At 60.4% G+C, this 15,652-nt stretch carries 16 protein-coding genes; 9 read left to right on the forward strand and 7 right to left on the reverse strand.

Annotated elements, in window-relative coordinates; all coding sequences use genetic code 11:
• Positions 1-122 precede the first annotated feature (122 nt).
• The 4 genes from ACE3RX_RS12150 to ACE3RX_RS12165 all read left to right on the forward strand — a co-directional run bounded on the left by ACE3RX_RS12150 (position 123) and on the right by ACE3RX_RS12165 (position 6,679).
• Positions 123-1,550 (forward strand): MFS transporter, encoded by a 1,428-nt coding sequence (locus ACE3RX_RS12150; RefSeq protein WP_374483783.1) that lies wholly within the window; start codon positions 123-125, stop codon positions 1,548-1,550.
• Between the two features lie 100 nt (positions 1,551-1,650).
• The gene (locus ACE3RX_RS12155; protein WP_374483785.1) at positions 1,651-3,264 is read left to right on the forward strand and encodes a methyl-accepting chemotaxis protein; all 1,614 of its coding nucleotides are present in this window, start codon (positions 1,651-1,653) and stop codon (positions 3,262-3,264) included.
• Between the two features lie 75 nt (positions 3,265-3,339).
• The gene (locus ACE3RX_RS12160; RefSeq protein ID WP_374483787.1) at positions 3,340-5,544 is read left to right on the forward strand and encodes an OsmC domain/YcaO domain-containing protein; all 2,205 of its coding nucleotides are present in this window, start codon (positions 3,340-3,342) and stop codon (positions 5,542-5,544) included.
• A 181-nt stretch (positions 5,545-5,725) separates the two neighbouring features.
• Positions 5,726-6,679, forward strand: a complete 954-nt coding sequence (locus ACE3RX_RS12165; protein ID WP_374483789.1) for a GGDEF domain-containing protein — start codon at positions 5,726-5,728, stop codon at positions 6,677-6,679.
• Between the two features lie 109 nt (positions 6,680-6,788).
• Here the strand turns inward: ACE3RX_RS12165 and ACE3RX_RS12170 are convergent, their stop codons facing one another.
• The 5 genes from ACE3RX_RS12170 to ACE3RX_RS12190 form a co-directional block, all read right to left on the reverse strand.
• The gene (locus ACE3RX_RS12170) at positions 6,789-7,733 is read right to left on the reverse strand and encodes a diguanylate cyclase (protein ID WP_374483791.1); all 945 of its coding nucleotides are present in this window, start codon (positions 7,731-7,733) and stop codon (positions 6,789-6,791) included.
• A gap of 189 nt (positions 7,734-7,922) precedes the next feature.
• Positions 7,923-8,105 carry a hypothetical protein gene (locus ACE3RX_RS12175; protein ID WP_374483793.1) on the reverse strand — a complete coding sequence of 61 codons (183 nt, stop codon included), beginning with the start codon at positions 8,103-8,105 and terminating at the stop codon, positions 7,923-7,925.
• 78 nt (positions 8,106-8,183) lie between these two features.
• The gene (infA, locus tag ACE3RX_RS12180) at positions 8,184-8,441 is read right to left on the reverse strand and encodes a translation initiation factor IF-1 (protein WP_374483795.1); all 258 of its coding nucleotides are present in this window, start codon (positions 8,439-8,441) and stop codon (positions 8,184-8,186) included.
• Between the two features lie 61 nt (positions 8,442-8,502).
• Positions 8,503-8,865 carry a hypothetical protein gene (locus tag ACE3RX_RS12185; RefSeq protein ID WP_374483797.1) on the reverse strand — a complete coding sequence of 121 codons (363 nt, stop codon included), beginning with the start codon at positions 8,863-8,865 and terminating at the stop codon, positions 8,503-8,505.
• Positions 8,866-9,227: 362 nt separating this feature from the next.
• Positions 9,228-9,431: a cold-shock protein gene (locus ACE3RX_RS12190; protein WP_374483799.1), complete on the reverse strand. Its 204-nt coding sequence runs from the start codon at positions 9,429-9,431 to the stop codon at positions 9,228-9,230.
• A gap of 408 nt (positions 9,432-9,839) precedes the next feature.
• On the opposite strand from ACE3RX_RS12190, the gene ACE3RX_RS12195 reads away from it, so the two are divergent.
• Positions 9,840-9,992 (forward strand): hypothetical protein, encoded by a 153-nt coding sequence (locus ACE3RX_RS12195; RefSeq protein WP_374483801.1) that lies wholly within the window; start codon positions 9,840-9,842, stop codon positions 9,990-9,992.
• A 36-nt stretch (positions 9,993-10,028) separates the two neighbouring features.
• A complete protein-coding gene (locus tag ACE3RX_RS12200; RefSeq protein ID WP_374483815.1) occupies positions 10,029-10,220 on the forward strand; it encodes a GNAT family N-acetyltransferase in 192 nt (63 codons plus the stop codon).
• Positions 10,221-11,026: 806 nt separating this feature from the next.
• Here ACE3RX_RS12200 and ACE3RX_RS12205 read toward each other — a convergent pair.
• Both ACE3RX_RS12205 and ACE3RX_RS12210 read right to left on the reverse strand, forming a co-directional pair.
• The gene (locus ACE3RX_RS12205; RefSeq protein WP_374483803.1) at positions 11,027-11,380 is read right to left on the reverse strand and encodes a hypothetical protein; all 354 of its coding nucleotides are present in this window, start codon (positions 11,378-11,380) and stop codon (positions 11,027-11,029) included.
• Positions 11,381-11,969: 589 nt separating this feature from the next.
• Positions 11,970-12,302 carry a hypothetical protein gene (locus ACE3RX_RS12210; RefSeq protein WP_374483805.1) on the reverse strand — a complete coding sequence of 111 codons (333 nt, stop codon included), beginning with the start codon at positions 12,300-12,302 and terminating at the stop codon, positions 11,970-11,972.
• A gap of 1,279 nt (positions 12,303-13,581) precedes the next feature.
• Here ACE3RX_RS12210 and ACE3RX_RS12215 point away from each other — a divergent pair.
• From ACE3RX_RS12215 to ACE3RX_RS12225, 3 genes are all read left to right on the forward strand, one after another.
• On the forward strand, positions 13,582-15,087 hold the full coding sequence (locus ACE3RX_RS12215; protein ID WP_374483807.1) for an aromatic/alkene/methane monooxygenase hydroxylase/oxygenase subunit alpha: 1,506 nt from the start codon (positions 13,582-13,584) through the stop codon (positions 15,085-15,087).
• 83 nt (positions 15,088-15,170) lie between these two features.
• On the forward strand, positions 15,171-15,431 hold the full coding sequence (locus ACE3RX_RS12220) for a toluene-4-monooxygenase system B family protein (protein ID WP_374483809.1): 261 nt from the start codon (positions 15,171-15,173) through the stop codon (positions 15,429-15,431).
• Between the two features lie 28 nt (positions 15,432-15,459).
• Positions 15,460-15,652: Rieske 2Fe-2S domain-containing protein (locus ACE3RX_RS12225; RefSeq protein ID WP_374483811.1), on the forward strand; the 193-nt coding region annotated here is incomplete at its 3' end.

Raw genomic sequence — 15,652 nt, forward strand, 5'->3', positions numbered from 1 at the left:
GCATCGACCCAGTTAATTCGGACATCGCTATCGTTAATCTAGCCTCACTTCGACGGCTGCAGAGGCAGCACCACCTGAACGATCCGAATTGCTGCAACACACAAAAAATAGTGGAGACAACCATGAGTAGTTCTAGCGAACAGAAGCAACATGGGACCCAGCAGACCAAGAAGGCCACCGCCAGTGGCTGGATTGGTTCCGTGCTGGAGTATTACGACTTCTTCATCTACGCGACCGCTGCGTCGCTGATCTTCCCGCAAGTCTTTTTCCCCCAGGGCGACCCCCAGATCGCCATCGTGGCCTCCCTCGCCACCTACGGCGTCGGTTACGTGGCCCGTCCCATCGGCGCCTTCGTGCTCGGTCACTGGGGCGACACCCACGGCCGCAAGCAGGTGCTGCTGATCTGCATGTTCCTGATGGGCATCTCCACCATGGCCGTCGGCCTGCTGCCGACCTATGACCAGGTTGGCCTGCTGGCCCCGACGCTGCTGGTCGTCCTGCGCCTGATCCAGGGCTTCGCGGTGGCCGGTGAAATCTCCGGCGCCAGCTCGATGATCCTCGAACACGCGCCCTTCGGCCGTCGCGGCTTCTACGCCAGCTTCACGCTGCAGGGTGTGCAGGCCGGCCAGATCCTCGCCGCCGCCGTGTTCCTCCCGCTGGCCTACTTCATGCCGAGCGAAGCCTTCAACAGCTGGGGCTGGCGCATTCCCTTCCTGATGAGCTTCGTCGTCATCATCGCCGGCTACATCATCCGCCGCGAAGTCGATGAAACCCCGGCTTTCGCCCAGGAAACCAAGAAGGGCGAGGTTCCGAAGGCCCCCGTCATCCAGGCTATCCGCGAGAACTGGCGCGACATGCTGCGCGTGATGTGCGCGTCCCTGATGAATGTCATCCCGGTTGTCGCCACCATCTTCGGTGCCGCCTACGCGGTGCAGCCCGGCTACGGCATCGGCTTCAGCAAGGACGTCTACCTGTGGATCCCGGTGCTCGGTAACTGCCTCGCCGTGCTCGTCATCCCCATCGTCGGCAACCTGTCCGACAAGATCGGCCGCCGTCCGCTGATCATCGGCGGCTCCCTCGGTGCCGGCCTGCTGTCCTTCGGCTACCTGTACGCCATCAGCATCCACAACGTACCGCTGGCGATCGTCATGTCCCTGCTGATGTGGGGCCTGGTCTACCAGGGTTACAACGCGATCTTCCCGAGCTTTTACCCGGAAATGTTCCCGACCCGCACCCGCGTCTCGGCCATGGCCATCTCCCAGAACCTCGGCACCATGGTCACCGCCATGCTGCCCGCCGTGTTCGCCACCGTGGCGCCCCCGGGCTCGAGCAACATCCCGGTGACCGTCGGCTCCATCACCCTGGGCATCACCGTCATCGCTGCCATCGCCGTCTGGACGGCCCGCGAGACCTATCGTGTCCGCATGCACGACCTGGGCAACCGCGACGCCAGCCCGGTGCCGCACGCCGAGTACCACGAGCTGCGCGAGAAGGCCTTCGCCGAAGCCCGCAAGACCTCCTGGATCTCCGCGTTCTCCATGAAGCACTAAGCCACGCGCTTCACCCAGGCACGGCCGCAAAACGGCCACCGGACACGGTTCCGGTGGCCGTTTTCAATTGGGCCGCAAGACAGCAGGAAGGAACCCAACCATGAAGCTTGCACGACGCCTCGGCCTCATCGTCGCCAGTGCGATCCTCGGGCTGATCGTGGTGGCCGGCGTGGCGCTCACCACGTTGCGCACCACCATGCTCGACGAACGGCGCAACGAACTGCGCACCGTACTCATCCTTGCCACCCAGACCGTCGCCCGCTACCAGGGGCTGGAGCAGGCCGGTACGCTGAGCCACGCCGACGCCCAGGCCCGCGCCATCGAGGCGCTGGCCGCCATGCGCGACGGCAAGACCAGATATGTCTGGGCGCGCACCACCGATGGTCTCGGCCTCGTGTTGCCCAACATGAAGGACACCGGCCGGATCGACCTCGGCAAGAAGCTCCCCGACGGCCGCCACGACTTCGAGCGCTACCTCGACGCCCTCAAGGGCAACGAATTCGGCTACGCGGAAATCCTCGTCAAGAAGCCCGGTACCGACGTGGAGCTACCCAAGATCAACGGGGTCACCCAGGTCCAGGGCTGGAACTGGGTCCTTGGCTACGGCGCCTGGGTGGACGACATCGACAGCGCCTTCTGGCGTCTGGCCTGGCGCTTCATCGGCCTCGGCGTGGTGGTGCTCGTTGTCGTCGCCACGCTCGCCGGCCTGATGGCGCGCAGCATTTACCGGCGCATTGGCGGCGAACCCGACTACGCCGCCCAGGTCGCGCGGGAGATCGCCGCCGGCAACCTCGCCCAGCAGCTCGACGTGCCCAAGGGCAGCGACAGCCTGCTCGCCTCCGTCGCCCACATGCAGGCGAGCCTGCGCGAGATGATCGACGGCATCCAGCGCGGCGCCACCGTGCTCGGCCAGATCTCGTCCAGCCTCAGCCGCCAGATGACGCGCATCGACGAAGCCAGCCAGCTCTCGTCCGACGCCACCTCATCCACCGCCGCCGCCATCGAGCAGCTGTCGGTCAGCATCGACCACATCTCCGGCAGCGCGCGGGAAACCGAGGACAACTCCGTGCATTCCAGCCAGGTGGCACGGGACGGCGAGCAGATGGTGCAGCGCGCAGCCGACACCATCCAGGGCGTATCCCGGCAGGTCAGCGAGGCGGCCCGCCTCATCGAAGGCCTACTCGACCGCTCCTCGCAGATCGGCGGCATCGCCAGCGTCATCAAGGAGATCGCCGACCAGACCAATCTGCTCGCCCTCAACGCCGCCATCGAAGCCGCGCGGGCTGGCGAACAAGGGCGCGGCTTCGCCGTCGTTGCCGACGAAGTGCGCAAGCTGGCCGAACGCACCACCAGCGCTACCGGCCAGATCACCACCATGGTCGCCGCCGTGCAGGCCGACACCGGCTCCGTCGTCGGCAGCATGCAGGCCATCACCCCGCTGGTCGGCCGCGGCGTCGACATGGCCAGCGCCGCCGCGGCATCGCTACGGGAAATCAGCGCCGGCGCCGAAGCTACCGTTGCCAAGGTCCGCGACGTGGCCAGCGCCACCGCCGAACAAAGCCAGGCCGGCACCAGCGTCGCCCAGCACGTCGAACGCATCGCCCGCATGGCCGAAGAATCGGCCGCGTCGGTGCGGGCGGCGGATGAAGACGTGAAGCGGCTGGAAAGCCTGGCCGGCGAGTTGCGGGAGTCGGTGGCGCGCTTCCGCTTGTGAGCCGCGCGGTTTTCCCCTGGTGAAACCGCGATAATGGCGGCCAATTCGTTTTGAACGCCTTTTCGGAATTCCCCCATGGAAATTAAGGTCAATTTTCTCGACAAGCTTCGTCTCGAGGCCAAGTTCGATGACTTCACGGTAATCGCCGACCAGCCCATCCGCTATAAGGGCGATGGCTCTGCGCCGGGGCCGTTCGATTACTTCCTGGCCTCGTCGGCCTTGTGCGCGGCCTACTTCGTCAAGCTGTACTGCGAAACCCGCAATATTCCTACCGACAACATCCGCCTGTCGCAGAACAACATCGTCGATCCGGAGAACCGCTACCAGCAGATCTTCAAGATCCAGGTCGAGTTGCCGGCGGATATTTCCGACAAGGACCGCCAGGGCATCCTGCGCTCCATCGACCGTTGCACGGTAAAGAAGGTCGTGCAGACCGGGCCGGAGTTCGTCATCGAGGAAGTCGAGAACCTGGACGCCGACGCGCAGGCCCTGCTGACGCTGAAGCCGGATGCGGAAGACTGTACCTATATCGTGGGCAAGGATCTGCCGCTGGAGCAGACCATCGCCAACATGTCGGGTGTTCTGGCCGGGCTCGGCATCAAGATCGAAATCGCCTCGTGGCGCAATCTGGTCCCCAATGTGTGGTCGCTGCATATCCGCGATGCGCACTCGCCGATGTGCTTCACCAATGGCAAGGGCGCGACCAAGGAAAGCGCCCTGGCCTCGGCGCTGGGCGAATATATCGAGCGCCTTAACTGCAACCATTTCTACAACGACCAGTTCTGGGGCGAAGACATCGCCAACGCGGCTTTCGTGCATTACCCGGACGAGCGCTGGTTCAAGCCGGGCAAGAAGGACGCGCTGCCGGCGGGCCTCCTCGACGAGTACTGCCTGGAGATCTACAACCCGGACGGCGAGTTGCGCGGCTCGCACCTGTACGACACCAACTCCGGTAACCAGCAGCGCGGCATCTGTGCGCTGCCCTACGTGCGCCAGTCGGACGGCGAGGTGGTGTATTTCCCGACCAACCTGATCGACAACCTGTTCCTCAGCAATGGCATGAGCGCCGGCAACACGCTGCCCGAAGCCCAGGTGCAATGCCTGTCGGAAATCTTCGAGCGGGCGGTCAAGCGCGAAATCCTGGAAGGCGAGATCGCCCTGCCGGACGTGCCGGAGGGCGTCCTGGCCAAGTACCCCGGCATCGTGGCCGGCATCAAGGGCCTGGAAGAGCAGGGCTTCCCGGTGCTGGTCAAGGATGCGTCGCTGGGCGGCCAATACCCGGTGATGTGCGTGACCCTGATGAACCCGCGTACCGGCGGCGTGTTCGCGTCCTTCGGCGCGCACCCCAGCCTGGAGGTCGCGCTGGAGCGCAGCCTGACCGAACTGCTGCAGGGCCGCAGCTTCGAAGGCCTCAACGATCTGCCGCGCCCCACCTTCGAAAGCAACGCCGTCACCGAGCCGAACAACTTCGTCGAACACTTCATCGATTCCAGCGGCGTGGTGTCCTGGCGCTTTTTCAGCGCCAAGGCCGATTACGAATTCGTCGAATGGGACTTTTCCGGCCACGGCGAAAACTCCAATGCCATGGAGGCCGCGACGCTGTTCGGCATTCTCGAAGGCCTGGGCAAGGAAGTGTACATGGCGGTCTATGACCAGCTCGGCGCCACCGCCTGCCGCATCCTTGTGCCGGACTATTCGGAGGTCTACCCGGTGGAAGACCTGATCTGGGACAACACCAACAAGGCCCTGCTGTTCCGGGAAGACATCCTGAACCTGCACCGCCTCGACGATGCCCGCCTGGAAGCATTGCTCGAACGGCTGGAAGACAGCCAGCTCGACGATTACACCGACATCATCACCCTGATCGGCATCGAGTTCGACGAGAACACCGCCTGGGGCCAGCTCACCATTCTGGAATTGAAGCTGCTGATCAATCTCGCCCTGAAGGAATTCGAAGCCGCGAAAGAGCAGGTGGAAGCCTTCCTGCAATACAACGAAAACACCGTCGAGCGCGGCCTGTTCTACCAGGCCCTGGATGTGGTGCTCGAAGTGCTGCTCGACGACGAACTGGAATTGGCCGATTACGAGCGCAATTTCCGCCGCATGTTTGGCGACGCGCGCATGGATGCGGTGCTGGGCTCGGTGGACGGCAGCGTGCGCTTCTTCGGCATCACCCCGACGAGCATGAAACTCGAAGGCCTCGACCGCCACCAGCGCCTGATCGACAGCTACCGGAAACTGCACACGGCACGCGCCAAGGTGGCGGCACTATCCAGCTAGAGACGGGGCATCGCGGAATAGGGGGGCCCACCACCTCGCCCCGCCGCTCTTTATGACACTTCCCCGCAAGTGTGCACAAGTGCCTCATTCCCGCCCTGCGCCGTTCTTCCTTGCAAAATTTCCGCGCTAATCTCTCCGGCCGGCTATGGCGGGCCGGGGAGATCCCGCACGAGAGAAGACGATGACAGACGCGCAGACTTTCAATGGTATCGACAGGCTGGAACGCAGCGACGACTGGGGCGTGTACAAGACCCTGCTCGAATCGACCAAGGCGATCCCGTGGAAGATCAACTGGCAGACCAAGCAGTTCGACTACATCGGGCCGCAGATCGAAAGCCTACTCGGCTGGCCGCGGGACAGCTGGCTGGGGGCGATGGACTGGATCGAGCGCATCCATGAGGAAGACCGGGCGCGTACCGCCGACTTCTGCATCCGCCAGTCGGAGCAGGGTGTCGATCACGAGGCCGACTATCGGGCGCTGAAGGCCGACGGCAGCTATGTGTGGATCCGCGACGTGGTGCATGTGATCCGCGATCAGAACGGTGTAACCACCGACCTCATCGGCTTCATGTTCGACATCACCGAACGCAAGGAGATGGAAGACCAGGTGCTCCAGCTCAACCGCAAGCTCGAAGCCCTGGCCAAGCAGGACGAGCTGACCGGCATCGCCAACCGCCGGATGTTCGAGCAGACCATGGTGGCCGAATGGGCGCGCGCCCGGCGCAACGGTCAACCCCTCTCCCTGTTGCTGTTCGACGTGGATTACTTCAAGAACTACAACGACCACTACGGCCACGTGCGCGGCGACGTCTGCCTGCAGCGCATCGCCGAAGCGATCAGCGCCATGCCGGTGCGCTCCAGCGACCTGTTCGCCCGCTACGGCGGGGAGGAGTTCGCCCTGGTCCTGCCCGAAACCCCGGCCGACGCCGCCCTGCAGATCGCCGAGAAGTGCCGCCAGCTCATCGCCGACCTGCAACTCCCCCATGCCATGTCTCCCAACGGCAGCGTCACGATCAGCGTCGGCCTGTGCACCATGGTGCCGGACATTACCGGGGACCACGTGGCCATGATCGAGCGCGCCGACGAAAAACTCTACCGGGCCAAGCGCAACGGGCGGAACTGCGTGTGCGCGTGAGGGCGCTCGCCCTTACGATTTGAACCATTGGCGCCCGGACCGCCGGGAGAGCGACGGCGTCCGCGAGGCGTTGGCCGTACGGAAAAAAACGCCGACGATCGAGCGGGCTTTACGCGCCGATAACCCTATCCCGCCCAAGGCGCTTGGCCTCATAGGCCGCTTGATCGGCCCGCCGAACAAGCGTCTCTGCCGTGTCGTCCGCTTTCAACTGGGTAACGCCGACGCTGAGCGTACTGCCATGGGTTGCTGCGCCGGCTCCGTTACCGTTGAATTGCCGCCACGCCTCAACCAATCGCGTTGCGGCGGAGTGCGCCGCGGCCGCATTGGTCTCCGGCAGGATCACGGCAAACTCATCACCGCCAAAACGAAACAGATGATCGGCCTCGCGCTGCCATTGGCGCAGCTGCTCGGCAATCAGCCGCAGGACGCGGTCGCCCTCCTGATGCCCATGGGTATCGTTGATCTGCTTGAAGTAATCGATGTCGAACACCATCAGCGACAGCGGATGGGCGTAGCGTGCGGCCCGCGAGATCTCATTGTCGAGCACCTCATGAAACCGGCGCGAATTGTAGAGCTGCGTCAGATCGTCGATCCAGCTGAGCGCCTTGAAACGCTCGTTGCTCAAGTGCAGGGCCGCCTCGGCCTGCTGGCGTGCCGTCACATCCTGCAAGGTTTCGATCGCACCGATGGGCGTGCCATGCACGTCGCAGATGCGGGCGGCCGTGAAATACAGCCAGCGCCCTTCCTTGCCAAAGTTGGGAAAGAAGTCCTCGGCCTCATAGGTGCCGGGGACTGTTGAAGAAGGCCGGAATTTGCCGTGGTAGAGCGCATCGACCTGATTGCTCGCAGCGCCATCGAGGACCAGATCGGCCATGACCATTCGGTCGCAGGCGTAGAACGCTTTTCCCTGATCCTTGGTGCCTACGATGACCCGCGCAGACACGCCGGTCAGAACCTCACACGCCATATTCCAGTGAATCACCCGGTGTTCGCTATTGATCAGGAAGCACGCAACCGGAAACGCGTTCAGGGCCGACGCCAGGATCTGCAGCATTTCCTCACTGCTATGTTTGCAGTCAAAGCGTTCCGTTAGAAGAGAATGCAAAAGCATAGGGCGAATGAAGGTCGTACGGCGGATACCTGCGCGTTGTCGTGATTTTACCGTGCGGGGCGCGCTTGAATGCAAAACGTCTGGCGGCCCGATGGGGCGCCAGACGTCAGGGCTTGCTACGGTGCGGCAGGGTTAAACCGATGCCGTCCCGGAGTCCGTGCCGTCCTCCGGCCCGCCGGCTTCGGGCACCACCGCTTGCGAACCGCTGGCGTTGGCCGCCTTGTTCGCAAGCTTCTCGCGACGCTTCTCTTCCTGCTTCTGCTTCTTGGCCAGATCTCGCTGGCGCTTCTCGAACTGGTAGTTTGGCTTAGCCATGATGGCTCCTCCTGAGGGCCCAATAGGCCGAATGGACAACGCGCTTCCGTGCGGAAAGACGGGCGTGTCCGATACGTTTTAGCGGCGTTGTGCTCGCGGAGCGTGTGGCGTGCGGCCCTCGATGTGGCGGAAGGTAATCCGTCCCTTGCTCAGATCGTAAGGGGACATTTCGAGGGAAACCTTGTCGCCGGCCAGCACGCGGATATGGTTCTTGCGCATCTTGCCGCCGCTGTAGGCCACCAGCATGTGTCCGTTATCGAGGGTGACGCGAAAGCGCGAATCCGGCAGCACTTCCATCACAACACCTCGCATTTCAAGCAAATCTTCCTTGGCCATGAGTCGTTTCTCCAGGGGTAAATGAGTTAAGCCCGAAAGAAACGGGGCTCAGGGGTAATGCTTATTCGGTCGGCGCAAAGCCGTAGTAAGAACCGTAGGGCGACGGCTCCGGTGCATAGGCCGCAACCTTGATAGCGTCCGCCAGCGTGACCTGGTTGGTGAAGCCATCGACCCCACCTGCCTCCCCGCGCCAGCGTTCTTCCACCTCTTGATCGCTCAAGCCATGCAGATCGAGGTTCCTGTCGAATCGCTCCGAGCGGTATTCGAAAGCCGTGTCATGGGCAATGAACAAGGTGTGGGGGCAGGCGGTGATAAGGGTCTCGTCCACCGGATCCGCACCCATCACCCGCGTACCGCAGAACGGACAATGGACCGGGGTGTAGTAGAAAGTCCTCAGCTCGGTTCGCTGAATGGCATTGGTCATGCTGTACTCCATGTCGTTGAAACGGCGTGCGTTGAAGGCCGCTCGCGCGCCGTTTGCGTCTCATCGCAGGGGGCTGGATAAACGATGAAGGTCGGCATGAGACAGACCGGCCCATTCGCGACGACCCGATTGAGGCATCGGTCGCCACCAGGCGTCTTTGCAGGGCAGGGCGGCAATGCTCGCGTAGGAGCAGAGCGCTTGAGCTTTCGCTCTGGGCTGCGCTGGAGGAATGGATTTTTTTGCGGAGGCTGCATGGAAATCAGGATGATCTGATTCCATGCCTGTGCCGACCATCAAGTCGGCACAAGAGCTTGCAAGCGGCTGATAGGGCTCAACCGCTTTTGAGACAGACGCCGGGAAAATCAGGCGATCTGGATGTTGCTGGCTTGCTTGCCCTTCGGGCCGTTCGTCACGTCGAAATTGACGCGCTGGCCTTCGGTCAGGCTCTTGAAGCCCGAGGATTGAATCGCGGAAAAGTGAGCGAAGAGATCTTCACCGCCTTCGTCGGGCGTAATGAAACCAAAGCCTTTGGAGTCGTTAAACCACTTAACAGTACCTGCTGCCATATCTTGAATCTCCGAAAAATGATGGGGCATAGCCCCTGGGTGGGGCGAGATCAAGAGGGCCAGGTAAAAATGGGGGAATGCTGCCGCAGGACTGCGGATACTAGACCAACAAGATCACGACACAACTAGAAATCGCTGTGTTTTACGATACGCACTATCGGGTGACATAGCAAACTAAATCTGAAAATAAAAAATCACCGGTCAGATCGCGGAGCGCTGGAGCCGGACCGTCGCCGTCACCTCGGCCTGTCCCCCGACCACCGTGCAGGACGTCAGAAGCATCCTTCTCTTTCAGAGAAATAATGCATCTGTAATCCTCGCCCATCGTCCTCCGCAAAGTTCATATCATCGGCCTGTTCTTTCTCTGCCGGCCCATCGCATCACGCCGGCACACAAGGAGATGCCTGTATGCTGGACGCCATCGTCATCACGATCGGCATCGTCGGGATTGCCGCCTCGCTGTTCTATAAATGCCTGCTCCTGGCTTACCGGGCGGACAGGCGCGCAGCCGCAGCCCGAGGGGAAGAAGACCTGCGCCCCGACGAACCCGGCGGACGCTGAGCGCCGCCTGCCGTCGCGCAGGCCGGGCGCACCGACCTGCACGGACAAGGCATTGCCAGTGCCCTGTGGCAGCGCCTCAAGGCTGGTGCCGGCAACACCCCCCATTTCACGGTGAATTCATCCCTGTACGCCGTGCCCCCGCACGCGGCCTTCGGCTTCGTACCGACCGCGGAAGTGCAGGCCCGGAACAGAGTGCGCTATCAACCGATGGCACTGCAGGCAGCCTGAGCACGAGATTTCTGACACGTCCAAGCCCGGAGCGAAGCGCTCGACCCTCCGATTTGAACTGTCCAAGCCCGGACTTGAACTTGTTCAGCTCAGACATGAACTCGAGATCCTCGAAGATGAACTATCGATGCTCGGAGGGAAGCGTGCTCAAGTCTGAGGGAGGCCGGCTTAACGTTGATTTGAACTCGCTCAGCTTGGAGCTGAGCAAGTTCAAATCGGAGCATCAACGGTAGGGCTCAGAGGGAAGTGAGCGCGGCTGGGAGGGGAGCGGGTTCAGCGTGGAGTTGGTTGTGCTGTAAGAAAAGCATCAACGGCTCGTTGTGATGTTCAGCGGGGCTGTGTTTTGGTCAGTGAGTTCTGCGGAGTCCTAAAACATCGAGTTGGCCGATTGAGGTGGGTTGGAAAGGACTGCTTGTCGGCCAATGCGGTCGTTAGCTGTATGTTCAAAATCAGGCAGCAGTCTGACGCTTACCTGCCATTCAGCACCGAGAACCACGAACCGCAGTTTTCTAATACAGCGAATGCAAGTTTCCGACCCAATACCGCCGTTGAGCTATGAGGAAAGCTGTTGCTCAACGCCTTCTTTCAGCTGAGCGCCGCTTGCGGCGCATCCACTGCAACGGATGGTTGGGCCGTTCTCGATACAGAGTGCGAGTGAATTTTTATTCATCATCAAAATGCCGAATCCAACAACTCTTTGATCCAACAAATTAATTTGCATATTATAAAATACATGGCTGGACAGTATATGTATGCATTCCCCACCCCTTCTTTTGCTATAACTTCTGCGTTTTAAACCCATAAACCTATTTATTCTGATAGTTTAGATTGATAAGCATTAAAGACAAAAGCCCCTTTCCGCCTGGAACCTCTTCAGAATTGGATGTATTCCATAAAAATGGACCGACGATACGCAGACCGAGTGGTGTCCTGACGTTACTGACGAGCTGGCGATACGAAGCCAACGAAACAGAAGATTTTTCTCGATCCGAGAACGAAGAATACGCAGCCAGCGGATCGCCTTTATCGCTAACGGCAATGAATTTCTCAATGTATGCACGGGCATCGGCGGCCAGCGGCGGTAAAATTCCCTCAATTTCCAACTTAGCTGGATTTGTAAGCCAGACCGCAGCGAAAAGTGCGACGGCCCCCGCTGCCACGAACGAGCCCTCGGAACGGCAGAGCCCGCTCGAAATGGATTAATCACGGGATAAATCCACAATCTATACCTGCTGTGGCAAATGTAAGCGTTAGCCGAAATGCAAAAAACTGGGCTAGCGTTGGCTTCGGAATCCAGATGAGAGCGGCAAGTATTGAGACCAGAAATATGACACAAAAAAAGAAAATTGAGTATCGCTCAAAATCCTTCCTCCCTATCGGATCATTGATCGGCGCCTCCAGCAAAGCCATTAGATTTTTTGCATTTCATCATTGGGCGAATCTACGCAATCAAGGTTAACGCGCATCTTTGGCATTGTGGACGAGACGGAGTCCCGATACTGCTACTGCAAGGCGAAAGCCTTCATTAGAAGGCCCAGCGTCGAAGTCAGCCGGCCCTGCTGTGTAGGGTCTGGTAGAGCGAACCTTTAGCAAGGTGCTGCAAAGCCAAAATTTCGGATCAAGAAAATATGACTGCCTCTCAAAACGGCCTACAAGCAATTATCTCGGGGGCAATGGGGGTCAGTAGCCCCCTGCAAAACGAAGGCTGTAAAAGAAGAAATATTTTTTCTTCAACTTATTAAACCTCGCTTACCACGCTGTAATAAGGCGCAGTTCTTGGTAGAATCTCTGTCTAATGGCATCGACAGTGCGCGGAATCAGGCCACCGAAGTACTCGGTTGCAACTTTGCCTCCAGCCACTACGGCTGCCATACGCTGGATTGGCGTGCCGTGGTGGTTAGGACTGTTGTAGCCGTAGTCTCCGATGTTAAATGCCTGCTGCAGCGTGGTCTGCATCTCGGCGGGACTCACGAAGGCCTTTGCGTATATTAGGTAGAAGCCAGAGAACATGTCAGCTTCAAGTTCTCGAGGCGCGGCAGTGGGAGCATCGAGCCACGAGGCTCCGTACGCGAACTGCATCATGTGACCAAACTCGTGCGCCATTACCTGCCACAAAGGGAGTGGAGTGCCATAGCGCGAGTACGTTTGGTAAGTGAGCGTATTCCCGAATAGAATAGTCATGCCTTGCGGTTGAGCATACGCATTCGGTGAGTCGCAATCGTTGAGAAAGAGGAACGAAACCTGTGGCAGCCCCCAGAACTGTCGCTGTGAGTAGAACTCTTGACCGAATGCCCCGTCGATCTGGGGGCTCCCACTGGTGGTTGTCGGCTGACCACATCCAGGCAGCATCGCAGTGCCCGCTGACGCAGAGAGAGTGCAGCCGGCGACGGCATTGTGCGATTGATTTGAGCTCGGTTCATCTCCGCCTCCGCCCCCGCACCCATGCAACGCAAGGGTACCGCCACATAGGCAAAGGAACTTCCGACGTGTAGGTTGCATTTTCAGTCCTCCAAAAAATCCTACTGCAGTTGACTCCGCATTGGGGGTTGGGGGATACCACAGCTAGCTACATTAAGTACGACGGCGGTTGTTAGCGAATGAGCCTTTCTTTCATGAAAGAGTCAAGAACTGTGTAGAGAGATGAATTAATTACCCAGATGACAACACCCAGGTAATTAATTTATATTTCAGACACCCACTATAGAAGCCTAAAAGCATAAATATCAAAAAATCTAGTCATCTGATAGTCTCTATAACAACCACGGTTTCGGAGGGGAGCTCTGCCTACACCTGGAGCTAAAACTGACCAGACACCTTGACCGACATCTATTAAACGCATAGCCGCCTTCGCGCAACTAGACTGGATGAATGCTCCCTATGATGTTCATGCCGTAGATATCGACTTCTCGCCGGAATAAGCCTCTCGCTGCATAATGAATTTAACATAGTAAAATGCAGACGTTTTGCAAGTGTTATGTAATCGTCACTGCGGCTCTTAGCTGATGGCGGTCTGTCGCGTCCATTGCAACCAATGGCAGTTTAGGCCGAGTAACTGCCACTGCGGCCAAGGCCTTTCCCTTGGTACGAGGCCGGCTGCAGCGGAGCCTCATCTCGGTAGTGGCCGGCTGTTTCCCGCTGGACTTGTCCATGCCCGGATGTGTTCCGGGCAGGCTTCCTTCTTCCCCCATGCTGCACAGCACCTAAACCATCGTCTAATACCCCGCGTTTTTGTTTCCTTATAACTTTCCTCCACACGGTCGAAACGCAGCGTCGGTTCGGCTAGTCGCTCCGGTCGGCGCAGATCGACCGGATACGAGGGGGAGCTGCAGGGCTCCTGCATCCCGTTATGAAGGAGACATGAATGGCCGTACTCAATCGGATGGACTGGTATGACCTGGCCCGTTCCACCAACTGGACACCCAAGTACGTTACCGAGGACGAACTGTTTCCGCCCAAGCTATCGGGCGAATTCGGTCTGCCGCTCGCCGCCTGGGAAAACTACGACGAGCCCTACAAGCAGACTTATCCGGAATACGTGAAGGTCCAGCGCGAGAAGGATGCGGGGGCCTATTCGGTGAAGGCGGCGCTGGAGCGCAGCCGGATCTTCGAAAACGCCGATCCGGGCTGGAAGTCGGTGATGAAGGCGCACTACGGCGCCATTGCCCGCGGCGAATACGCGGCGGCCAGCGCCGAGGCGCGGATGATGCGGTTCTCCAAGGCGCCGGGCATGCGCAACATGTCCACGCTGGGCTGTATGGACGAGATCCGCCACGGCCAGATGCAGCTCTATTTCCCCCACGAGCACGTGTCCAAGGACCGGCAGATGGACTGGGCCTTCAAGGCCTACGACACCAATGAATGGGCGATGATCGCCGCCCGCCATTTCTTCGACGACATCATGATGACGCGGGACGCGATCAGCGTTTCCATCATGCTGACGTTCAGCTTCGAGACCGGCTTCACCAACATGCAGTTCCTCGGGCTGGCAGCGGATGCCGCCGAGGCGGGCGACCACACTTTCGCCAACCTCATCTCCAGCATCCAGACCGACGAATCGCGCCACGCCCAGATCGGCGGCCCGGCCCTCAAGGTGCTGATCGAGAACGGCCACAAGGCGGAAGCGCAGAAGCGCGTCGATATCGCGGTGTGGGGCGCCTGGAAGCTGTTCTCGGTGCTGACCGGTCCGATCATGGACTACTACACCCCGCTCGAGCACCGCAAGCAGTCCTTCAAGGAGTTCATGGAGGAGTGGATCGTCGCCCAGTTCGAGCGCGCCCTCACCGACATGGGCCTGGACCTGCCCTGGTACTGGGACATCTTCTTGAAGGACATCGGCCAGACCCACCACGGCATGCACCTGGGCTCCTACTTCTGGCGCCCGACCCTGTGGTGGAACCCGGCGGCCGGCGTCACCCCCGACGAGCGCGCCTGGCTGGAGGAGAAGTACCCCGGCTGGAACGACACCTGGGGCCAGTGCTGGGACGTGTTCATCGACAACGTGGTCGACGGCAACATGGCCAAGACCTACCCGGAAACGCTGCCCTATGTCTGCAACATGTGCCAGCTGCCCATCCTCGGCGTGCCGGGCAAGGGCTGGGATGTGAAGGACTACCCCCTCGAATACAACGGCCGCCTGTACCACTTCGGCTCCGAGGTGGATCGCTGGGTGTTCCAGCAGGAGCCCGAGCGCTACGCCGGCCACCTGTCCATCGTCGATCGCTTCCTGGCCGGGATGATCCAGCCGATGGATCTGGGCGGTGCTCTGCAGTACATGGGCCTGGCCCCGGGCGAGATCGGCGACGACGCCCACAACTATGCCTGGGCCGAGGTTTACCGCGCCCTCCGCGAGACCCGTAAGGCGGGTTGATTCTTCCCCATTGACCCCCTGATCCGGCGCGCCCGGCAGGCCTGCTGCCGGTGCGCCGTGTGCCACACGAGGAGATTTACACCATGGCCCTTTTTCCATTGACCTCCAATTTCGAGGGGGATTTCGTCCTGCAGCTGGTGCCCGTGGATACGGAGCACACCATGGACGAGGTGGCGGCCGCCGCCGCCGTGCATTCGGTAGGCCGCCGCGTGCGTGACCGGCCGGGCCACATTCTGCGGGTGCGCCGCCACGGCAGCACCGAGTTGCTGCCGCGCAACCTGAAGGTTGCCGAGGCGGGTTTCAAGCCCACCGAGACGGTGGACATCATCTGGCAGGCCGCCTGAGGCGTCCGCCAGACCGAGGAGCAAGAGCATGAGTTTCACCAAGGTATGTACGGTCGATGATGTGTGGGAAGGGGAGATGGCGCCCTACACCGTCAATGGCCACGAGGTGCTGCTGGTCTGTGCCGACGGCGGCGAGATCAAGGCCTTCCAGGCGATCTGCCCGCATCAGGACATCGCCCTGTCGGAAGGCAAGTTCGACGGCAAGAAGCTGATCTGCCGCG

This window comes from Zoogloea sp. (assembly GCF_041914405.1).
GTDB lineage: Bacteria > Pseudomonadota > Gammaproteobacteria > Burkholderiales > Rhodocyclaceae > Zoogloea.